Genomic DNA, 20,200 nt, shown 5'->3' on the forward strand with positions numbered 1-20,200 from the left:
CGCGACGGGACGGGCGGCTGGCGGGCGGCGGGCTCGGTCGAGCGGGCTGAGGGGGCTCTGCCGTCGCACAGGTTGGTGAGGCTTTTTGTTGCGTCTCTGCTTGCTGCCACGGCACCGCGTCGCGACGCCGTGTCTGGATCGGTGAATGCCGGTACCGTTGACGAGGTCTCGTTTCGGCTGACGAGGAAGCGGGTGACATGCGATCACCAGACAAGGTCGGACGCCATGACCTGATTCTGCGGGAGTTCGCCCGGCAGGCCGGCACCTTCGAGGACCCACGTCTCAACGGCGCCTTCACCACGCACCTGCAGCGGCTCGTCGACTTCGCGCAGCCGGATCCCGAGGACGTCTGCTTGGACGTCGCCTGCGGCACCGGACTGGTCGCTCGCGCGCTCGCCGCGCGCACCCGGCACGTGACCGCGCTCGACGTGACCGCCGAGATGCTGGCGACGGGCAAGGCTCAGGCCGACGTCGAGGGCGTGTCCAACGTGGTGTTCCAGCGCGGCGACGCGGCGCGGCTGCCGTTCCTCGACGGTTCGTTCTCGCTGGTGCTCTCCCGGTTCTCGCTGCACCACGTGGCCGAGCCGGAGAACGTCGCGGCCGAGATGGTGCGGGTGTGCCGGGCCGGCGGACGGGTCGTGGTCGCCGACATGGTGGTCCGGCCGGACCTGCCCGGCGACCCCGACCGGGTGGAACGGCTGCGCGACCCCTCCCACGGGACGATGTTCGCCGCCGACGCCGTCGTCGGCCTGCTCACCTCGGCCGGGGCCACGGTGGAGACGGCCGAGGTCTTCGACGTCGAGCGTCCGCTTCGCCCCTGGCTCGAACAGGCCGGTACGCCCGCGGACGTCGCCGGGCAGATCGAGGAGGAGCTGTCCCGGGAACTGGCCGGCGGCCCGCCGTCCGGCATGCGCCCGCTCACCGTGGCCGGCGAGCTCTGGTTCACCCAGACCTGGACGCACGTCTGCGTGACCGTGGCCGGCTGATCACCCGCCGGCGAGCAACTTCTTCTGCACCTTGCCCATCGCGTTGCGGGGGAGCTGCTCGACGAGGTGGATCTGCCGCGGCCGCTTGTGCGCGGAGATCCGGGCGGCCACGAACTCGATGAGCTGCGCCTCGGTGGCCGCGTCGGCGACCACGTACGCGACCACCTGCTGCCCGAGGTCGGGGTGGGGCGCGCCGATCACCGCGGCCTCCCGCACCGCGGGGTGGGCGAGCAGCGCGTTCTCCACCTCGCCCGCGCCGATCCGGTACCCGCCACTCTTGATCATGTCGATCGACGCGCGCCCGATGATCCGGTGCCATCCGTCGGGGCCGATGGTGGCGATGTCCCCGGTGCGGAACCAGCCGTCGGAGGTGAACGATTCCCGGTTGGACTCCGGCCGGTTGAGGTATCCGCTGAACATCATCGGGCCGCGGATCTGCAGCTCGCCCGGGGACTCCCCGTCGGGCGTGACCGGGCTGCCGTCCTCGCCGACCAGTCTGCTGTCCACTCCGGCGAGTCGGGTGCCGACGAACCCGGGCCGCCGCTCACCGTCGGCGCGGCTGCTGACGGTGATCAGCGTTTCGGTCATCCCGTACCGCTCGACGGGGGGTTGCCCGGTGAGCTCGGCGAGCCGCTCGAAGACCGGCAGCGGCAGCGGCGCGCTGCCGGAGACCAGCAGCCGGGCGGACGACAGCGCTCGGGCGGCGGACACGTCGGCGCAGACCCGGGACCAGACGGTCGGCACGCCGAAGTACAGGGTGCCGCCGGCGGCGGCGTACGCGTCCGGCTTGGGCCGGCCGGTGTGGGCCAGCCGCGATCCGACCCGCAGCGCGCCAAGCACGCCCAGCACGAGGCCGTGCACGTGGAACAGGGGGAGACCGTGCACCAGCAGGTCGTCGGGCGTCCACGACCAGGCGTCGGCGAGGGCGTCCAGGTCGGCGGCGATCGCCTGCCGGGGGATCAGCGCTCCCTTCGGTGCGCCCGTGGTGCCGGAGGTGTAGAGGATCAGCGCGGTGCTCTCCGGCGCGGGCTCCGGACGGCTGCTGGACGAGTGCGCGGTCAGGTCGACGGTGGCGACGGGGACCGGCACGTCGGCCGGCGGCGCGGCGCCGGCACCGGTCGGGGGGACGAGCAGCAGCGAGGCGGCCGAGTCGCGCAGCACGTAGTCCCGCTCGGTGGGTCCGGAGTCCGGTGGCACCGGCACGACGGGGACCCCGGCGAGCAGGCCGCCCACGACGGCCACCACGGTCTCCATGCTGGCGGTCGCCCACACCGCGACCGCGTCGCTGCCGGCGATGCGGTCGGCGAGGGCGGTGGCGGCGCGCAGCACCGCCTCCCGGGACGCCCGCTGGTCCCCGACCCGGATCGCCTCGGCGTCGTCGCCGAACGCCCCGGTCAGGGCCGGCAGCAGCACGTCTTCGTTTCCTGGTCGCATCGCGGTCACCGTCCGGTCCAGGTGGTCGTCTGCTTGCTGGTGAAGGCGTGTACGGCGGCGCGGAAGTCGTCGCTGCCGTACACCCGGGCGACGATGTCGTCGCCGTCGGCGCGGCCGCGGCGCAGCCGTCGGATCGCCTCCTTGGCCGCCCACATGGTGAGTGGGGCATGCCCGGCGAGGCGGTCGACGGTCTGCCTGACGGCCTCGTCGAGATCGTCGGTGGACTCGGCCACGAAACCGGCGGCGTGCGCCTCCTGGCCGGAGTAGAACCTCGCGTTGAGCAGCAGATCCAGGGTCCGGGCCGGCCCGAGGTGGTGCAGCAGGAGCGCATAGGTGGGCATCGACAGGCAATTGCCGAGGGTCCGGGCGATGGGGATGCCGAACCGCGCGTCAGGTGTGGCCAGTCGCAGATCACACACCGAGGCGATCGCCAGACCCGCGCCGACGCAGTAGCCGCGGATGGCCGCCACCGTCGGCACGTTGACGTCCTCGAGGCGGTCCAGCACCCGGGTGATCTTCTTCTCGTACTCGACGCCGTCGGCTCCGCCGGTGAAGTCCGTGAACTGTCTGATGTCGGTGCCGGCGACGAAGGCGTCCTCGCCGGCACCGCGCAGGACGAGCACCCGCACCTCGTCGTCCGCGTCGGCGCGTTCGCAGGCCTGGTACAGGCCGTCGTACATGGCCCAGGTCATGGCGTTGCGCTGGCGGGGCCGGTTGAAGGTCACGGTGAGGGCGGGGCCGTGGCGCTCCACGAGGATCTCGGCGGTGGATCCGGGGGACGAGGACATGGGTTACCTCCCGGGCGTCGTGCTCACGGCGGAGTTGGTGGTCGCGCCGCCGGCGTCCTCGGTCAGGGCGGCGCCGGAGGCGACGAGGTGATCGATCTCCGCCGCGCTGCACCCGGCGGCGAGCAGCACCTGGCGGGTGTCGGCGCCGAGGACGGGTCCTGCGGCGGCGCGCTGTACCGGGGTCTCGGACAGCCGCATCGGCGAGCCTAGTTGGCGTACCGGCCCGAGGGTCGGGTGGTCGGCGTCCCAGAAGAAGTTGCGGGCGGTGAGGTGCTCGTCGGTGAACACCTCGCCGTAGCCGGCGATCGGCGCGCACGGCACCCCGGCCTTGTTGAGTCGTTCGACGATTTCCGCGGTGCTCAGCGTGGTCGTCACGGTCTCGATGGTGTCGATCAGCTCCGTGCGGTTCTGCAGCCGGGAGAAGGCGTCCGCGTAGCGCGGGTCATCGAGCAGCCGGGTCAGCCCGAGGGCTTCGCAGAAGGCCCGCCAGTTGCGCGGGGTGGTGGCGCCGATGGTCACGTAGCCGTCGCTGCTGTGCACCGCCTGGTATGGGGCGTTGCTCTGGTGCGCCGAGCCCAGCGGGCCACCCACCTCGCCGGTCGCGAAGTACTTCCCCGCCTCCCAGACGGCGAAGGACACTCCGGCCTCGAACAGGGAGACGTCGATGTGCTGCCCGATGCCGGAGTGGTCCCGTTCCCGCAACGCCGCGGTGACCGCGAGCGCGAGGTAGAGGCCGCAGGCCAGGTCGCAGATCGGTACGCCCACCTTCGCGGGTGGGTCGCCGGGATGGCCGGTGATGCTCATCAGGCCGCTGCGCGCCTGCGCCATGATGTCCAGCCCCGGCAGGTTCGCCAGCGGCCCGTCCTGCCCCCAGCCCGATGCCGAGGCGTACACCAGGCGAGGGTTGATCTCGCACAGCTCCTGGTTTCCGAGGCCGAGTCGACGCATGGCGCCGGGACGGAGGTTCTCGATCAGCACGTCGGCCCGCTCGACCAGCCGGAGGAATGCCGGACGCGCATCCGGCGACTTGAGGTCGAGGGCGACGGAGCGCTTGTGGCGGTTGATGCGGACGAAAGGCGAGCTCTCCGTGCCGAGGAACGGACCGGTCTGCCGGACGGGTTCCCCGCCGGCCGGGTGCTCGATCTTGATGACCTCGGCGCCGAGGTCAGCGAGTTGCATGGCGGCGAACGGGGCCGCCATGAACGACCCGAGTTCCAGCACCGTCACTCCGGTGAGCGGCGGCTTGCGTTGGGCGGGCATCCATCCACCTCCGGTCGGCACGGTGCCTGGTCGCGGGGAGCAGTGGGTGTTCGAGTGCGAAAGCTACCGATAGAGTCGTACGTTGTCTACAGAAGACAACGTGCCGCGACGAGGAGTGTCCCGATGCCCGAGACGACGAGCGCGACGAGCCCGGACGGGAGGCTCCGCCGGATCACGCCCCCGCCGAGCCTGTCGCTCCTCGCCGCGGACGCAGTACGGAAGATGATCCTCGCCGGTGAGCTGCGGCCCGGCGACCGCGTGGTGGAGAACCAGCTGACCCAGCAGCTCGGCATCTCCCGGCCGCCGCTGCGCGAGGCGTTGCGGGTGCTGGAGCAGGAGGGGCTGCTCGTGCAGCAGCCCCGGCGCGGGGTGATCGTCGTCCCGATCACCCTGCACGACGTGTACGAGATCTTCACCCTGCGCGATCAGCTCGAGCGGATGGCGGTCGAGCTGGGCGTGCCCGTGCGGTCGCCGGACCGCCTCGAGCGCTGCCGGGCGGCGGTACGCGAGCTGGAGGCGGCGGCCCGGGCCGGCGACGCCGCGACCGTTACCGATCGCGCGTTCGGCTTCCATCTGGCCGTGGTGGGATTGGCCGGGCACCGCAGGCTCGAGGAGTCCTACCGCTCCCTGTCGTTGCAGATGCGCCTCTGCATGGGCATGAACCAGCGGGCCCGGGTGGCGGGCGAGGGACTGTGGGGAAACGTCGAACGGCACCGCGCGATCCTGGAGACCCTGGAACGCGGGGACCCGCAGGAGGTCCTCGGCCTGCTCGCCGACCACGGGCAGCACACCTTCGTCCTCGACCTCGGCGACTCGCTCGGCGGCCGCTCCCCCGAGGCGGAGGCGTGGCTGGCGCGGCTCGGTCGCACCCGCTCCGACACCACGGCAGGACTGGAGGAGCCCCGATCGTGAGCACCCAGGCGCTGGTCGTCGACTTCGGCGACCGCACGCCGGACATCCATCCCGACGCCTGGGTGGCGCCGGGCGCCACCATCGTCGGCTCCGTGCGGCTGGCGCCCGGTGCCAGCGTCTGGTATGGCTGCGTGCTGCGCGGCGACACCGAGGAGATCACGATCGGCGCCGGCAGCAACATCCAGGACGGTTGCGTCGTGCATGCCGATCCGGGCTTTCCGACGGTCGTCGGCTCCGGCGTCTCCGTCGGGCACCGCGCCGTGCTGCACGGCTGCACGGTCGAGGACGACGTCCTGATCGGCATGGGCGCCGTGGTGCTCAACGGTGCGCGGATCGGCGCCGGCTCGCTGGTCGCCGCCGGCGCGGTGGTGCTGGAAGGGACGTTGGTGCCGCCCGGCTCGCTCGTCGCGGGTCTGCCCGCCCGGGTGCGGCGTGACCTGTCCGCCGAGGAGCGGGCGGGCAACGTGGGCAACGCCGAGGGGTACGCCGAGCGGGCCCGGGCGCACGCAGTGGCGACGTCGGTGCTCTGACGACCTGCCGGGCGGTCAGCCGGCGATGCGATCCGCCCCGGTGACCCGGGGGACGCTGAGTTCGACCGCCAGGCTCTCCGCCGCCTCGCGCAGCAGCGGCACGGCCCGCTCGACCACGTCGGGGGTCATCCGTGGCGCCGGACCGGAGACCGAGACGGCGAGCCGGTTAGCGGTGCCGAGCACCGGTACGGCAACGCACCGCACGCCGATCTCCTGCTCGCCGTCGTCCATGGCGTAGCCCTGGTCGCGCACCCGGTCGATCTCGTCGGCGAACCGGTGCGGATCGGTGATGGTGTGCTCGGTCTGGGCCGGCATGCCGGTGCGCTGCAGGAGCGTGTGCACGTCGTTCGGGGGCAGGTGGGCGAGCAGGGCCTTGCCCACGGCGGTGCAGTGCGCGTAGACGCGCCGCCCGACCTCGGTGAACATCCGCATCGACTGCCGGGACTGGACCTGCGCCACGTACACGACCCGGTCGCCGTCGAGCATCGCGAGGTTCGCGCTCTCGCCGAGGGCGTCGACGAGGCGGGACAGGTGTGGCCGGGACCAGGTTCCGAGGAGGTGGCTGGCGCTGTCGCCGAGCCGGATCAGCCGGGGGCCCAGGGAGTACTGCCGGGACGGCTCCTGCCGGACGTAGCCGAGGTCGACGAGGGTGCGGATCAGCCGGTGGATGGTGGGAAGCGCGAGCCCGGACTCCTGAGCGAGCCGGGACAGTCCGATCATGCCGCCGGCGTCCGCCATGATCTCGAGCAGCTCGAAGGCCCGCTCCAGTGACTGAACTCCACCGGGCACCCGACCTTTCGGGGGCACGCTCTCCGCGGCCAGGTCCGGGTTCGACTCGGTCACTCGGCTCCTCCTTCTGCTCGGCTACGCCGGGCAGGGGTCGTGGTCCTGCGGCGCTTTTCCGCATCGCAGAAGTTTATCCGGCGCGGCGGGGGACCTCTTCGGCCGTACGTCCGCATCTGACCGCTTGACTTCCGTAAAGCGGAAATTATTATCCACAATGATGAACGAGTGGCGGCGCGGACCGGCATGCCCTCAGCTGATGCCGAGGCGCCCGCTTCGGCCCGCAGTGCAGACTTCCGGCCCCAGACCGGCCGCGGGAGACAGAGGAAGGTGATCCGGATGCCCGAGATCGAGGTGACCGGCGGCCCCGTGCCGCGCGGCGAGGAGATTCTCACCCCCGAGGCCCTGGCCTTCGTCGCCGAGCTGCAGGAACGGTTCGGCGCCCGTCGCGACGAGTTGCTCGACCTGCGCCGCCAGCGCCGCGACGTGGTCGCCCGTAGCCACCGCTTCGACTTCCTGCCGCAGACGCGGGAGGTCCGCGAGGCCGCGTGGTCGGTCGCCGCGGCCCCCGACGACCTGCGGGACCGCCGGGTGGAGATCACCGGCCCCACCGAGCGCAAGATGACGATCAACGCGCTGAACTCCGGCGCCCGGGTCTGGCTCGCCGACCTGGAGGACGCGAACACGCCGCACTGGAGCAACGTCGTGGGCGGGCAGGCCAACCTGTACGACGCGGTGCGCCGGACGATCTCCTTCACCGGCCCCGACGGCCGACAGTACGCGCTGCGCGAGGACACCCGCCTGGCCACCATCGTGGTGCGGCCGCGCGGCTGGCACTTCGACGAGACCCACCTGCTGGTGGACGGCAGGCCCGTCGTCGGCGCCCTGGTCGACTTCGGCCTGTACTTCTTCCACAACGCCGCGGAACTCCTGCGCCGGGGCAGCGGACCCTACTTCTATCTGCCGAAGATGGAGAGCCACCTCGAGGCGCGGCTGTGGAACGACGTGTTCACCTTCGCCCAGCAGCGGCTCGGCATCGCCCACGGCACGATCCGCGCGACCGTGCTGATCGAGACGATCCCGGCGGCGTTCGAGATGGAGGAGATCCTCTACGAGCTGCGCGAGCACGCGTCCGGGCTCAACGCCGGCCGCTGGGACTATCTGTTCAGCATCATCAAGTACTTCCGCGACTCCGGCCCCGAATTCGTGCTGCCGGACCGGAACTCGGTGACGATGACCGCCCCGTTCATGCGCGCCTACACCGAGCTGCTGGTGCGTACCTGCCACAAGCGCGCGGCGTTCGCGATCGGCGGGATGGCCGCGTTCATCCCGAGTCGGCGTGACCCGCAGGTCAACCAGGTGGCGCTCGCGAAGGTCCGCGAGGACAAGGAGCGGGAGGCCGGGGACGGCTTCGACGGTTCGTGGGTGGCCCACCCCGACCTGGTGCCCGTCTGCCAGGAGGTGTTCGACCGGGTGCTCGGCGACCGGCCGAACCAGCTCGACCGGCTGCGCGAGGACGTGTCGGTCACCGCGGACCAGTTGCTCGACGTACGCAGCACCCCGGGTGCCGTCACCGAGGCCGGGCTGCGCAACAACATCAGCGTCGCGGTGCAGTACCTCGCCTCGTGGCTGGCCGGCAACGGTGCGGTGGCCATCAACAACCTGATGGAGGACGCGGCGACCGCGGAGATCGCCCGGTCGCAGATCTGGCAGTGGGTGCACAACGACGTCACGCTCGACACCGGTACGACCGTCACCGCCGACCTGGTCGAGCGGATCCTCGACGAGGAACTCGCCAAGATCCGCGACGCGGTGGGCAAGGAGCAGTTCGACGAGGAGCGGTTCGGCCAGGCTCGACGACTGGTCGTCGAGGTCGCCCTCGCCGACGACTACGCCCCCTTCCTGACCCTTCCGGCGTACCAGGTCTCCGCCGAGAAGTGAGCGCCGGTCGAATCCGGGCGGGGTTGCGGCGGCACCCCGCCCGGGTTCGACCCGACACCACAGCGACATCCGCGCGTCCACCAGCCGGGCCCGGATCACCGGTCGGGCGCGGGCGGTGTAGGGCCTTCATCCCCCTGGAGACGAGGGACGCGAGCGCCCGGATCGCCGCGTAGCGGGTCACGAGTACATCAGGTGCAGCGTCATCCCGGCGTCGGCGTATGCCAGGTTGTGGCAGTGGTTGGCCCACATTCCGGGGTTGTCGGCGGGGAAAGCCACCTCCCAGACATCGCCGGGGCGTACGTCGAAGGAGTCCAGCCACAGCGGACTTCCGGTCGCAGGCTTTCCGTTGCGGGACAGCACCAGGACGTGATGGCCGTGCAGATGCCACGGGTGCACCACCAACGATCGGTTCACGATGGTGAACTTGACGATGTCGCCGAGGCGTACGACCTGCGGAGGGATGTCCGGGTCGGCCGCGCCGTTGACGGTGTGCGCGTAGCGCGGAAGCAGTCCGTGCACGTCGAGGCCGCGGTCGAGGACGAGGGTGAACTCCCTGTCGTACCGGGGCCACGGCACCGGAGAACCGGCGCCGTAGCTGAGCGGATCCAGCACCGGCCACGCACCGGTGGCCACCGACACCGGTCCGGTCGAGTAGACCAACCGTCCGTCGACGAACAGCGCCACCGGCGTGGCAGGCGCGGTGAACACCAGGTCGTAGCGTCCCCCGGCCGGGATCAGCACTGCGGTGTCCACCTTCGACGTGGGGCCCTGCAGGTCGGATCCGTCGATTGCGGCCACCCGGAACGGCGTCCCGGCCAGGGCGTACCGGTGCGTCGTGCTGTCGGTGTTGACCAGCCGCAGCCGCACGGGCACCCCCGCCTCGACCGGCTCCGCTCTGGGCGCGGGCAGCGGAAGGCCGGCCAGCGTGTGCACCGGCACCGTGACGTCGACGCCGGTCACCGGTGCCGGGCGCACCACCAGGACACCGTAGAGCCCCATCCGCACGCCGACATCGGATACCGCATGCGTGTGGTACCAGTACGTCCCGGCCTGATCGGCGCGGAACCGGTAGACGAACTCCTGTCCGGGCAGCACCGCCGCCTGCGTCACCCCGGGCACCCCGTCCTGGCTGTTCGGCACGTCGTACCCGTGCCAGTGCAGCGTGACGCCCCGGGCGATGTCCCGGTTGCGCAGCGCCACCTCCAGGACGTCGCCGACGGTGGCGGTCAACTCCGGTCCGGGAACCTGCCCGTTGAAGGCCCACGCCGCGACGTCGCGGCCGCTCACGCTCACCGTGGCGGTCCCGGCCGTCAGGGTGAACCGCCTGGTCGGTTCGCCGACGGTCCGCGCATCCCGATACTCATGATCGTGTGGTACGGCGGGGGCCGTGCCAGGGGTGGCGGCCAGCCCGGTCCCGGTCACCAGTGCCGCGAGCGCCGCCGCGACAGCCGCCCGGGACACCGTCGGGGACGGGCGGGCGCCGAGGACGCGCCACGAGACCGCGGTCGCCGCGACGACCCCGGCGGCCGCGAGCAGTCCCGCGGCTGCCGACGCCGGATAGCCGTGCAGGACCGTCACGAGGAGGCCGGCGCTTTCGGCATACCCGGCGAAGAGCAGCGGGACCGCGACGGACCGGATGTCGCCCGGGGCCCGCAGCAGCCGCGGCCCGGCGACGACCACCGCCGCGAGTGACAGTGGGGCGGCGATGAGGACCTTTTCCGCCGCGAACCAGAGGCCGGCGCGGGCGAGAGCGGTGGTCGTGATCGCGCGGGCGACCGTGGCGAGCAGCGCGAAGGCGGCCAGTCCCAGTGCGAGCCGGCGGTGCCGGGCGGCCGACGCGGCACCGCCGGCCAGCCACCCGGCGGCCGCGAGGACCGCGATCACCAGGTCGACCGCGAGCAGCGACCCGACGGTCATGCCGGCTCCCCCTCCCGGACGGCCACGCGGGTGGAGCCGGCCGGTGCCGGGTGGGCCAGCTTTCGCGCCCCCTGCAGGACACTGACCACGACGTGCACCGCGACGATTCCGTTGACCGCGTGCAGCCCGGCGATGGTCAGGCCGAACGGAGTGCTGACGCCCCCGGCGTCGGTGGACGCGTTCGCGAGCATGGCGAGGAGCGACTGCACGACGACGAGGCCGAGCGGCAGGACCGCCAGGCCGATGAGCCGGCCCGGCGCCTTGGCCAGCACGGCGAAGGCGACGGTGAGCAGCGTGAGAACGGGGATGACCGCCGTTCCGTTGACACTGTGCAGCGCGTATGCGCCGTCGCCCGCGGGCTTCGTGAACGCGCCGACGGCGGCGAAGACGAACTGCAGGGCGAACGAGGCGAGCAACAGAGCGCTGACGATGACGAAGGCCTTGCGCATGGTGACCCCCTAGAGGTGAGCCGGGTTCAGTGCCCGGGCGACGTGATCGGTGGCCGTGATCGCGCCGTACGCGACCAGCCGCACGAGGTCGGCGTCGGCCGGATGGGACAGCCGCCAGAGGGCGACGTCGCCCGAGCGGATCGCGCTGGGCGCGAACGCCGCCAGCAGCGCGATCCGCGTCCCGACGCGGTCCGTGCCGGACAGGTCCCGGGTCAGGTCGGCGGCCCACTCGGCGGGCCGGGCCGGGTACCGTCCGTCCTCCCAGCGCACGGTGGCCGTGACGGTCTGGCGAGCCACGTCGCTCAGGAGATCTCCGCCCTGCATGGCGGCGTGCCTCAACGACGCGTACGCGACGCCCACCGGGCTGCCCCCGGCCCAAGCCGGTGGCGCCGTCGTGCCGCCATCGAGGAGCGGGAGGCTGCGGCCGGGCTCCTTCGGCTCCCGGACCGCCTTGGCGTAGAGGCGGCCCCCGACTGAGCGCACCACCGGGGAGCGCTGCAGGCCGCCGGGCAGCAGATCCGGGTCGAGCAGCGCCGAGACGATCCGGTTGGTGAAGTGGAAGGCGAGCGCGGTGCCGGTGACCTCGGGACGGTACGGGCTGGCCCAGTCGGCCGCCACGGGAGTGCGGCTGGCCTCGGCCCAGGCGGCGAGTTCGGCGTGCCTCGGCCGCGGTGGTGTCCCGCCCCGGGCAATGACCTCGGCCAGCTCGTGCTCTCCCAGCGCGTGCAGCAGCATCGCGTGGGCGTCGACGCAGAACCGGCAGCGGTTGGCCCGCGACGCCGCGGACGCGACGAGCTCGCGGTCGACCCGGGAGACGTCGCCGGCGAGCAGCGCCTCGCGGATCAGCGCCCACGTGGAGGCCAGCACCTCCGGCACGGCCGAGAGCACCTGGAAGGTGGGCACCGGCCCGAGAAAGTCGTCCCGCAGCTGCCGGTAGACCTCTGCGGTGAGACCGGTCGCCGCCTTCGCCTTCGCGGGGGTGAAGAAGCGGTATGTCATGGGCTCGATGCTTGCCTCGGCGGGCCGGGAAAGCGTCGTGCCGCCGCAGGCATTTGCCCGGCCGCCGATACCGCGTCCGCAGTACGTCTCACCTACTGCGGACGGGGGATGTTCCCTGATGACGGCCGCTCTACAGTTCGATCATGCGCCCGGATCTGCCCTACGCCCTCGGCGGCGTCGCCCTCGGCGGCGTCCTGCTCGGCAACGCCGCGCTCGACCCGGATGCCGGAACGGTGCGGGCGATCGACGTTGCCCTGGTCCTGGTGATGGCGGCGGCCCTGGCGGTGTGCCGCCGGTACCCGGTGGTGGCGTTGGGTGTGGTGACCGTCGCCATGCTGGCCGTCCACGTCCGGGTGCACCCCGGAGTGTCCGCCGCGTTCCCCGTGCTCGGCGCGGTCTACGTCGCCGCCTGGCGGGGGCACCGATCGGTCGCCGCCCTGGCCAGCCTCGTCTTCCTCGGTGGCTTCCTGGCCCGCGACATCTCGGTAGCGCCCGCCGACCGGCCCGCCCAGCTGATCGCCGAGCGGACCGCCCTGCTGCTGGGCTGGTTCGTGGCGGCCAACGTCGCCGGGCTCGTCGTGCGGCAGCACCGGGCATACCTGCAACAGGTCGAGCAGCGGGCGATCGAGGCCGAACGCACCCGCGAGGAGATGGCGTTGCGCCGCGCCGGGGAGGAGCGCCTGCGCATCGCCCGGGATCTGCACGACTCGCTGACCCACAACATCTCCGTGATCAAGGTGCAGGCCGGGATCGCCGTGCACCTGGCCCGCAAGCAGAGCGAAGAACCGTCAGCCGCGTTGCTGGCGATCCAGGAGGCCAGCAGCGCCGCGATGCGGGAGCTGCGAGCGACGCTGGACGTCCTGCGCTCCGACGGGGAAGGCGTCGGGCTGGGCCGGGTGGGAGAGCTCGCCGAGCGGATCCGGGCGGCCGGCGTACCGGTGGACGTTGCCGTCACCGGTCAGCCTCGGGACCTGCCCGTCGAGGTCGACGAGGCCGGCTATCGCGTCGTCCAGGAGGCCCTGACCAACGTCGCGCGCCACGCCGGCCCCGCCGCCGCCCAGATCCACGTCGAGTACGCCCCGGCACAGCTGACCGTCTCGGTGACCGACGACGGCCAGGCGTCACCGGTACGGCCGATGACGCCGGGTGTGGGCCTGCGCGGCATGCGGGAACGGGTCACCGGCGTGGGTGGCGCCCTGCACGCTGCCGCGCGTGACGGTGGCGGGTTCGCGGTACGGGCCACGTTCCCGCTGGACGGTCTCGCATGATCCGGGTCCTGCTCGCCGACGACCAGGCTCTGATGCGGGCTGGATTCCGGGCGTTGCTCGACGCCGAGGACGACCTGGAGGTCGTTGGCGAGGCCGCCGACGGCGCTTCGGCCGTCGAGCTGTCGCGACGCCTGCGGCCGGACGTCGTGCTGATGGACGTGCAGATGCCGGGACTCGACGGCATCGAAGCCACCCGGCGCATCGCCGCCGATCCCGACCTCGCCGTGGTCCGTGTGCTCATCCTCACCAACTACGGGCTCGACTCCCACGTCTTCGCCGCACTCCGCGCGGGTGCCAGCGGGTTCCTCCTGAAGGATGCCGATCCCGCCGACCTGCTGCATGCCATCGCTGTCGTGGCTCGCGGCGACGCGCTGCTCGCCCCGGCGGTCACGCGTACGCTCATCGGCGAGTTCCTCGCGGGCCGGCCGCGCGCCGACCCGGCGGCCGGACGCGACGTGCTGACCGCCCGTGAACAGGAGATCGTCGAACTCGTCGCCCGCGGGCTGAGCAACGACGAAATCGCCGGCCGCATGGTGATCAGCCCGTTGACCGCCAAGACACACGTCAACCGTGCGATGACCAAGCTGCACTGCCGCGACCGTGCCCAACTGGTCGTGTGGGCGTACGAGTCGGGGCTGATCACGCCGCGTCGCCGGTGACACCACATCGTCGTGCCGGACGACTGCGGCCGCGCGTCAGCATCGTTCGGCACCCCGCTGATCCCGATGAGCTTCCCGGCCGGCGGTCATCGCGGGGACATCGACTGGCGGACCAGTTCGAGGGGATGCCAGGCGACCCGCTGCGTGCCGTGCCGGATCTGCTGGCGGCAGGACACGCCCGTGGCGGCCACCACGGTGCCGGGTGACTCGGCGTTGATCGCGGGGAAGAGCCGGTCGCCGCCGACTGCCATAGACAGGTCGTAGTGTTCGGACTCGAAGCCGAACGACCCGGCCATCCCGCAGCACCCGGCGTCCAGTTCGACCACGTCGACGCCGGGGATGCGCCGCAGCAGCGCCACGGTGGCGGCCGTGCCCACCTCGGCCTTCTGGTGGCAGTGCCCGTGGTAGACGATCCGCCGGCCGGACAGCGCCGACTCGCCGAGCCGCAGGCGGCCGGTGTCGACCGCCTCGACCAGCAGCTCCTCGATCTGGCGTACCCGGCCGGAGACGTCCCGCACGGCCGGGTCGTCGGGCAGCAACTGCCGGTGCTCGTCGCGCAGGGTCAGGATGCACGACGGCTCGCATCCGACGATCGGGGATCCGGGCTCCGACGCGCGGACCAGCCGCTTGGCCAGCGACGCCGCCTTGCTTCGCGCGTCGTCGAGCAGGCCCTTGGAGAAGCTGGCCCGGCCGCAGCAGCCACCGCTCTCCAACCGGACCGCCCAGCCGGCGGCTTCCAGCAGCTCCACCGCCGCCCGACCGATACCCGGCTCGGTGAAGGTGGTGAAGGAATCGGCCAGGAGGGTCACCTGACCCTGCGGCGCCGCCGGGTCGGGCCGGCGGTGGCGGCGGAACCAGTGGACGAGGGTGCGCCGCTGGAAGGTGGGCAGCGGGCGGTTCGCGGTGATGCCCACCGCGCGGTCCATGAGCCGGCGCAGCGGCCGGAGACGGCCGGGCAGGTTGGACAGCGGGGCGGCGGCCGCACCGAGGCGGTTGAGCACCCGGATGGCGCCGAAGAGCCGGGAGCGCAGCGGCACGCCGTGCGCGTCGTGGTGATGGGCGAGGGCCTCGGCCTTGAGCGAGGCCAGGTCCACGCCGAGTGGGCATTCGCTCTTGCACGCCTTGCACATGAGACACAGGTCGAGGATCTCGTGCAGCCGTTCGTCGCCGAGAGCCGCGGCCGGGTCCGGCTCGGACAGCGCCTTCACCAGGGCGTTGGCCCGGCCCCGGGTGGCGTGCTCCTCCTGCCGGGTCGCCATGTACGACGGACACATGGCGCCGGTGGCGCTCTTGCGGCAGAGTCCGATGTTCATGCAGCGGTCCGCCGCCCCCCGCATGCCGCCGACCACGTCGAAGGTCAGCCGGGTGCGGATCGGCGGCGCCGGGGGCAGCGCGGCGTCGCGCAGATTCTCCGTCATCGACGGCGCGTCGACGATCTTGCCGGGGTTCATCCGGTTGTCGGGGTCGAAGATCCGTTTGACGGTACGCATCGCCTCGTACAGTTGCTCGCCGAAGATCTCCCGGTTGAACTCGCTGCGGACCAGGCCGTCGCCGTGCTCGCTGGAGTTGACCCCGCCGTACTCCCGGACGAGGTCCTTGATCTCCTCCGCGACCGCGCGCATCGCGTGGACCTGTTCCGGCCGGCTGACGTCCACGAAGGGCCGGATGTGCAGGCAGCCGACCGAGCAGTGGCCGTAGAAGCCGGCCTGGAGGCCGTGCCGGTCGAGCACCTGCCGGAAGCGTCTGGTGTAGTCGGCGAGGTGCTTCGGGTCGACGGCGGTGTCCTCGACGAAGGCGAGCGGGCGGCGGGTACCGCTGCCGGCGGCCATCAGCAGGCCGAGACTGGACTTGCGTACCTTGAGCAGCGGCGCCTGCTGCTGTGGCGTCTCGGCGAGCAGGGTGTGGTAGCCGTGGCCGTGCCGCTTCCAGAGCGCGGCCAGTCGGTCGAGCTGGCCGGCGAGGTGGCGCTCGTCGTCGCCGCTGAAGGAGACGAAGAGCAGGGCCTCGGGGTCGCCGTCGAGGGTCCGCCCGAGGTCGGCGTACTCGATCTTCTGCCGGGACAGGTCGAGGATGGTGCGGTCCATCATCTCGACGGCCGCCGGGTCGCAGGCCAGGGCGTCCTCGGTGGCCTCGATGGCGCCGAGGACCGAGGTGAAGTGGCCGACCGCGATGACCGTCTTGCGGGGCTTGGGGACGAGGTCCACGAGGGCCTCGGTCGCGATCACGAGGGTGCCCTCCGACCCGACGACGAACGGGGCCAGGTTGAACGTCGGGTCGGCGGCGAGCCGGTCCAGGCGGTACCCGCAGGCCCGCCGCCAGTACGCCGGGAAGTCCGTCGCGATGTTGGCCGCGTACGTCTGCAGCAGGGGCGGCAGCTCGCGGTAGAGGGCGCCCTCGAGCGTCGGCAGCTGCGCGCGACGGGTCCGCTCCGCCGCGTCCAAGGGGGCGAAGTGGGCCTGGGAGGCGTCGGAGAGCACGACGTCGAGCTCCCGGATGTGGTCGATGGTCATCCCGTAGCGGACCGACCCGCTGCCGGCGGAGTTGTTGCCGAGCATCCCGCCGATGGTGGCCCGGTTGCTGGTCGAGGTGTCCGGCCCGAACATCAGACCGTGCCCGGCGGCCGCCCGGTTGAGCTGGTCCTGCACGACGCCGGGCTGCACCCGTGCCGTCCCGGCGTCCGAGTCGATGTCCAGGATGCGGTGCATGTGCCGGGACAGGTCGAGCACCAGGCCGGGTCCGATGGTCTGCCCGGCGAGGCTCGTGCCACCGCCACGCGGCACCACCGGTACGCCGTACCGTCCGGCCAGTGCGACGGTCGCCGCGACGTCGTCGGCGTGCCGCGGGAACACCGCGCCGATCGGCTCGATCGCGTACATGCTCGCGTCCCGGGAGAACAGGTGGCGGGTGTACGCGTCGAAGCCGGTCTCGCCGTCGAGGGCGCGTTCGAGGTCTCGGGCGAGGTCCCGGCCGAGCCCTTCGACGTCCTGGTCGACGCGATCGTCACTGATGGTCACGGTGGTCTCCTCTGTCGACCGGCGCGGGCGGGATCCGGGCGGCTCAGGGGCGTTGCAGGCGGTCGAGGGCCGCGGTGACGCCGGTGGGGTCGATCGGCACACCGGCGGCCACGAGGCCCATCTGGACGCCGGCGAGGGTGCCAGCGAGCATCAGGTCGTTGAAGTCACCGAGGTGGCCGATCCGGAAGATCCGGCCGGCGAGCTTGCCGAGCCCGGCGCCCAGCGACATGTTGTACCGGTCCAGGATGACGGCGCGGATCTTGTCGGCGTCGTGCCCGTCGGGGACGAGGACGGCGGTCAACGAGCCCGAGTGCTCGCGCTCGTCGGCGCAGAGCACCTCCAGTCCCCAGCCGCGCACCGCCAGCCGGGTCGCCTCGGCGTGCCGCTGGTGGCGGGCGTACACGTTGGCCAGGCCTTCCTCGTCGAGCATGCGCAGGGCCTCGCGCAGCCCGTAGAGCAGGTTGGTGGCCGGGGTGTAGGGGAAGAAGCCCCGCTGGTTGGCCTCGATGATCGGCTGCCAGTCCCAGAACGACCGGGGCAGCCGGGCCGTCCTGGACGCCTCCAGCGCCTTGCGGCTGATGGCGTTGAAGCTGAGGCCGGGCGGCAGCATCAGGCCCTTCTGGGAACCGGCCACGGTGACGTCGACACCCCACGCGTCGTGCTGGTACTCGATGGATCCGAGGGAGGAGATGGTGTCCACCAGCAGCAGCGCCGGGTGGCCGGTCGAGTCGATCGCCTTGCGTACGTCGGCGACGCGGCTGGTCACGCCGGTCGAGGTCTCGTTGTGGACCACGAGGACGGCCTTGATGCGCTGGTCGGGGTCGTCGCGGAGCTTGTCGGCGACGGTGGCCGGGTCGACGCCGTGCCGCCAGTCTCCCGGCACGAAGTCGACCTCGAGGTCGAGCCTGCGCGCCATCTCCTGCCACAGGGTCGCGAAGTGGCCGGTCTCGAAGCAGACCACCCGGTCGCCGGGGCTGAGGGTGTTGACCAGGGCGGCCTCCCAGGCGCCGGTCCCCGATGCCGGGTAGATGACGACGGGCTGCGTCGTGCCGAAGACCGGCTTGACGGCCTCGAGCACCTCCCGGCCGAGTTCGGCGAACTGGGGACCTCGGTGGTCGATGGTGGGCGCCGCCATCGCACGGAGCACCCGGTCCGGTGTGTTGGTGGGTCCGGGGATCTGGAGGAAGTGACGGCCGGTGGGGGTCATACCGAGGCTGCCTCTCAGCTCAAAAAGTCCGCCATGCGGAAGTCGTCTACCGCATGACGGAGACCGTATCAACGACCGGCCGGGGAAGCGCAAGCATCCGGCCTGCCCGCGGCCTGTCCGGCCCTCCTGTGTGGTCGGTCCCCTCCGGACCCCCGGAGGCGACGTTCGGATGCTCTTGACGGTCGATGTGATATGGCACATACTCCCGTGCAACGAAATTTGTTTTTCGCATTGCGGAAACATGCCCGTGTTATGCGAGCCGTGTCGGGGACGGTGCAGCCCCCAGCATCACGCCCCGGTACGGCGTCGTCCAGATGTCGGCTCCGCTGCGGCGAAGCGGGCATCTGCCAGCCCGGATCCGAGGGAGGCAGACGGCGCACCGCCGGAGAAGACCGAGTTGCCCGGCCGGCACGGCTCGTGCCCCTCCATCACCGAAGACCTCCGACCCCCACCCGGGAGGCTCCCATGTCGGTTGAGCTCGTCTCGATCCTCGTCCTAGCCCTCATCTTCCTGATAGCCACGGTCCGGCCGGTGAACCTCGGCGCGCTCGCGATCGTGGCCGCCTTCATCGTCGGCATCTCGGTCCTCGACGGAAAGGACGTCGGCGACAAGACCGACGCGATCTTCGCCGGCTTCCCCGGCGATCTGTTCGTCATCCTCGTCGGTGTCACGTACCTGTTCGCCATCGCGAAGGCCAACGGCACGGTCGACTGGCTCGTCCAGGCCGCCGTCCGGGCGGTCGGCGGCCGGGTGGGCATGATCCCGTGGATCATGTTTCTGGTGACGGCCTGCCTCACCGCGATGGGCGCCGTCGTCCCGGCATCGGTGGCGATCATCGCCCCCATCGGCCTCGGCTTCGCGCGGCGCTACCGGATCAACCCGCTCATGATGGGCCTGCTGATCATCAACGGGGCCAGCGCCGGCGGCTTCTCGCCGATCAGCATCTTCGGCAGCATCACCAACGGCGTGGTCGAGAAGGCAGGGCTGCCGGGCAACCCGACCCTGCTCTTCCTGGCCTCCTTCTTCGTCAACCTGGCCATCAGCCTCGTCGCCTACTTCATGTGGGGCGGCCGCGAGCTGCTCACCCGCCGGGCCGTCGACACCGACCTCGGCACGTTCGACGAAGCCGAACTCGCCGCCGGTACGGCGCGGGACCGGCGGCCGGAGCCGGCCTCCGACCCGGACAACGAGGCGGCCTCGGACTCCGGCGTCAGTCTGGCCAACGAAGAAGCCGCCGCCCGACCGGCCGGCGGCGCCGTCGCGGTCAGCGAGGCCAGAGCCGGTACGCCCGTGCCCGCCCAGGCCACCCGAGCCTCCGGGACCACCACGACCACGACGCTGCCGACGGAGGTGGACGCGCCGCTGCGGCTGGACCGCGACCGGATCATGACCCTGGTCGGGCTGTTCGGCCTCGCCGTCACGGCGCTCTTCTTCGACCTCAACGTCGGCCTGGTCGCGGTGACCGTGGCCGCGCTGCTCACCCTGCTCTCGCCGGAGTCGGCCCGCAACGCCGTCAACCACGTGGCCTGGCCCACGGTCCTGCTGGTCTGCGGCATCGTCATGTACGTCGGCGTCATGCAGGAGATCGGCACGATCAAGTGGCTCGGTGAGGAGGTCGCCGGCATCGGGGCCCCGTTGATGGCCGCGCTGGTCATCTGCTTCATCGGCGGTGCGGTGTCGGCGTTCGCCTCGACCACCGGCATCCTCGGCGCGCTGATCCCGCTCGCCGTGCCGTTCCTGACCGGCAGCAACTCCGTCGGAGCGGTCGGGCTGATCACCGCGCTGGCACTGTCCTCGTCCATCGTCGACTCGAGCCCGTACTCGACGAGCGGAGCGCTCACCGTCGCCAACGCCACCGACGAACAGCGGGACTACGTGTACAAGGGCCTCATGCGCTGGGGCTTCAGCATGGTGGTGATCATCCCCATCGTCACCTGGCTCATCTTCGTCATCCCCGGCTGGCTCTGACCCGTGCCCGGCCGCTCTCCGGCCCGGCCCGACAGGCCGGCCTGACCGAGGGAGCAGGGAGGGACGCAGTTGTCCGCCCCTCCCT

Annotated in this window: 16 protein-coding genes; 7 read left to right on the forward strand and 9 right to left on the reverse strand. The window is 71.9% G+C overall.

Annotation, left to right across the window (positions count from 1 at the left end; genetic code table 11):
- The first annotated feature begins 197 nt into the window (after nt 1-197).
- On the forward strand, nt 198-986 hold the full coding sequence (locus ACZ6S5_RS22925) for a class I SAM-dependent methyltransferase (RefSeq protein ID WP_466003499.1): 789 nt from the start codon (nt 198-200) through the stop codon (nt 984-986).
- Here the strand turns inward: ACZ6S5_RS22925 and ACZ6S5_RS22930 are convergent, their stop codons facing one another.
- Genes ACZ6S5_RS22930 through ACZ6S5_RS22940 form a run of 3 tightly spaced genes read right to left on the reverse strand, consistent with a single transcriptional unit; the run spans nt 987 to nt 4,468 of the window.
- Nucleotides 987-2,420, reverse strand: a complete 1,434-nt coding sequence (locus ACZ6S5_RS22930; protein ID WP_466003501.1) for an acyl-CoA synthetase — start codon at nt 2,418-2,420, stop codon at nt 987-989. It abuts the gene before it with no gap.
- Between the two features lie 5 nt (nt 2,421-2,425).
- Nucleotides 2,426-3,208, reverse strand: coding sequence for an enoyl-CoA hydratase/isomerase family protein (locus ACZ6S5_RS22935; RefSeq protein ID WP_466003502.1), 783 nt, complete (start codon nt 3,206-3,208; stop codon nt 2,426-2,428).
- Between the two features lie 3 nt (nt 3,209-3,211).
- Complete coding sequence (locus ACZ6S5_RS22940; RefSeq protein ID WP_466003504.1) at nt 3,212-4,468, reverse strand: CaiB/BaiF CoA transferase family protein; 1,257 nt, start codon at nt 4,466-4,468, stop codon at nt 3,212-3,214.
- A 123-nt stretch (nt 4,469-4,591) separates the two neighbouring features.
- Here ACZ6S5_RS22940 and ACZ6S5_RS22945 point away from each other — a divergent pair, with 123 nt between their 5' ends.
- Both ACZ6S5_RS22945 and ACZ6S5_RS22950 read left to right on the forward strand, forming a co-directional pair.
- The gene (locus tag ACZ6S5_RS22945; RefSeq protein WP_466003506.1) at nt 4,592-5,380 is read left to right on the forward strand and encodes a GntR family transcriptional regulator; all 789 of its coding nucleotides are present in this window, start codon (nt 4,592-4,594) and stop codon (nt 5,378-5,380) included.
- Complete coding sequence (locus ACZ6S5_RS22950; protein ID WP_466003508.1) at nt 5,377-5,910, forward strand: gamma carbonic anhydrase family protein; 534 nt, start codon at nt 5,377-5,379, stop codon at nt 5,908-5,910. Before ACZ6S5_RS22945 ends, ACZ6S5_RS22950 begins: the two co-directional genes overlap by 4 nt.
- A gap of 15 nt (nt 5,911-5,925) precedes the next feature.
- On the opposite strand, the gene ACZ6S5_RS22955 is transcribed toward ACZ6S5_RS22950, so the two are convergent.
- Nucleotides 5,926-6,753 (reverse strand): IclR family transcriptional regulator, encoded by an 828-nt coding sequence (locus tag ACZ6S5_RS22955; RefSeq protein ID WP_466003509.1) that lies wholly within the window; start codon nt 6,751-6,753, stop codon nt 5,926-5,928.
- 279 nt (nt 6,754-7,032) lie between these two features.
- On the opposite strand from ACZ6S5_RS22955, the gene aceB reads away from it, so the two are divergent.
- Complete coding sequence (gene aceB / locus ACZ6S5_RS22960) at nt 7,033-8,634, forward strand: malate synthase A (protein ID WP_466003510.1); 1,602 nt, start codon at nt 7,033-7,035, stop codon at nt 8,632-8,634.
- Between the two features lie 177 nt (nt 8,635-8,811).
- Here the strand turns inward: aceB and ACZ6S5_RS22965 are convergent, their stop codons facing one another.
- Genes ACZ6S5_RS22965 through ACZ6S5_RS22975 form a run of 3 tightly spaced genes read right to left on the reverse strand, consistent with a single transcriptional unit; the run spans nt 8,812 to nt 11,999 of the window.
- Nucleotides 8,812-10,551 carry a multicopper oxidase family protein gene (locus ACZ6S5_RS22965; RefSeq protein ID WP_466003511.1) on the reverse strand — a complete coding sequence of 580 codons (1,740 nt, stop codon included), beginning with the start codon at nt 10,549-10,551 and terminating at the stop codon, nt 8,812-8,814.
- Entirely contained in the window at nt 10,548-11,000 is a 453-nt protein-coding gene (locus ACZ6S5_RS22970) for a DUF6220 domain-containing protein (protein ID WP_466003512.1), read from the reverse strand. The genes ACZ6S5_RS22965 and ACZ6S5_RS22970 overlap by 4 nt, the downstream gene beginning before the upstream one ends.
- Before the next feature lie 9 nt (nt 11,001-11,009).
- Nucleotides 11,010-11,999 carry a carboxymuconolactone decarboxylase family protein gene (locus tag ACZ6S5_RS22975; protein ID WP_466003513.1) on the reverse strand — a complete coding sequence of 330 codons (990 nt, stop codon included), beginning with the start codon at nt 11,997-11,999 and terminating at the stop codon, nt 11,010-11,012.
- A 143-nt stretch (nt 12,000-12,142) separates the two neighbouring features.
- Here ACZ6S5_RS22975 and ACZ6S5_RS22980 point away from each other — a divergent pair, with 143 nt between their 5' ends.
- Nucleotides 12,143-13,267, forward strand: coding sequence for a sensor histidine kinase (locus tag ACZ6S5_RS22980; RefSeq protein WP_466003515.1), 1,125 nt, complete (start codon nt 12,143-12,145; stop codon nt 13,265-13,267).
- Nucleotides 13,264-13,926: a response regulator gene (locus tag ACZ6S5_RS22985; protein ID WP_466003517.1), complete on the forward strand. Its 663-nt coding sequence runs from the start codon at nt 13,264-13,266 to the stop codon at nt 13,924-13,926. Before ACZ6S5_RS22980 ends, ACZ6S5_RS22985 begins: the two co-directional genes overlap by 4 nt.
- Nucleotides 13,927-14,012: 86 nt before the next feature.
- Here the strand turns inward: ACZ6S5_RS22985 and ACZ6S5_RS22990 are convergent, their stop codons facing one another.
- Nucleotides 14,013-16,940, reverse strand: a complete 2,928-nt coding sequence (locus ACZ6S5_RS22990) for an FAD-binding and (Fe-S)-binding domain-containing protein (protein ID WP_466003519.1) — start codon at nt 16,938-16,940, stop codon at nt 14,013-14,015.
- Nucleotides 16,941-16,983: 43 nt separating this feature from the next.
- On the reverse strand, nt 16,984-18,147 hold the full coding sequence (locus tag ACZ6S5_RS22995; RefSeq protein WP_466003521.1) for a pyridoxal-phosphate-dependent aminotransferase family protein: 1,164 nt from the start codon (nt 18,145-18,147) through the stop codon (nt 16,984-16,986).
- 465 nt (nt 18,148-18,612) lie between these two features.
- Here ACZ6S5_RS22995 and ACZ6S5_RS23000 point away from each other — a divergent pair, with 465 nt between their 5' ends.
- Complete coding sequence (locus ACZ6S5_RS23000; protein ID WP_466003523.1) at nt 18,613-20,115, forward strand: SLC13 family permease; 1,503 nt, start codon at nt 18,613-18,615, stop codon at nt 20,113-20,115.
- Nucleotides 20,116-20,200: the final 85 nt, after the last annotated feature.

It is taken from the genome of Micromonospora sp. NPDC051924 (assembly GCF_055586005.1).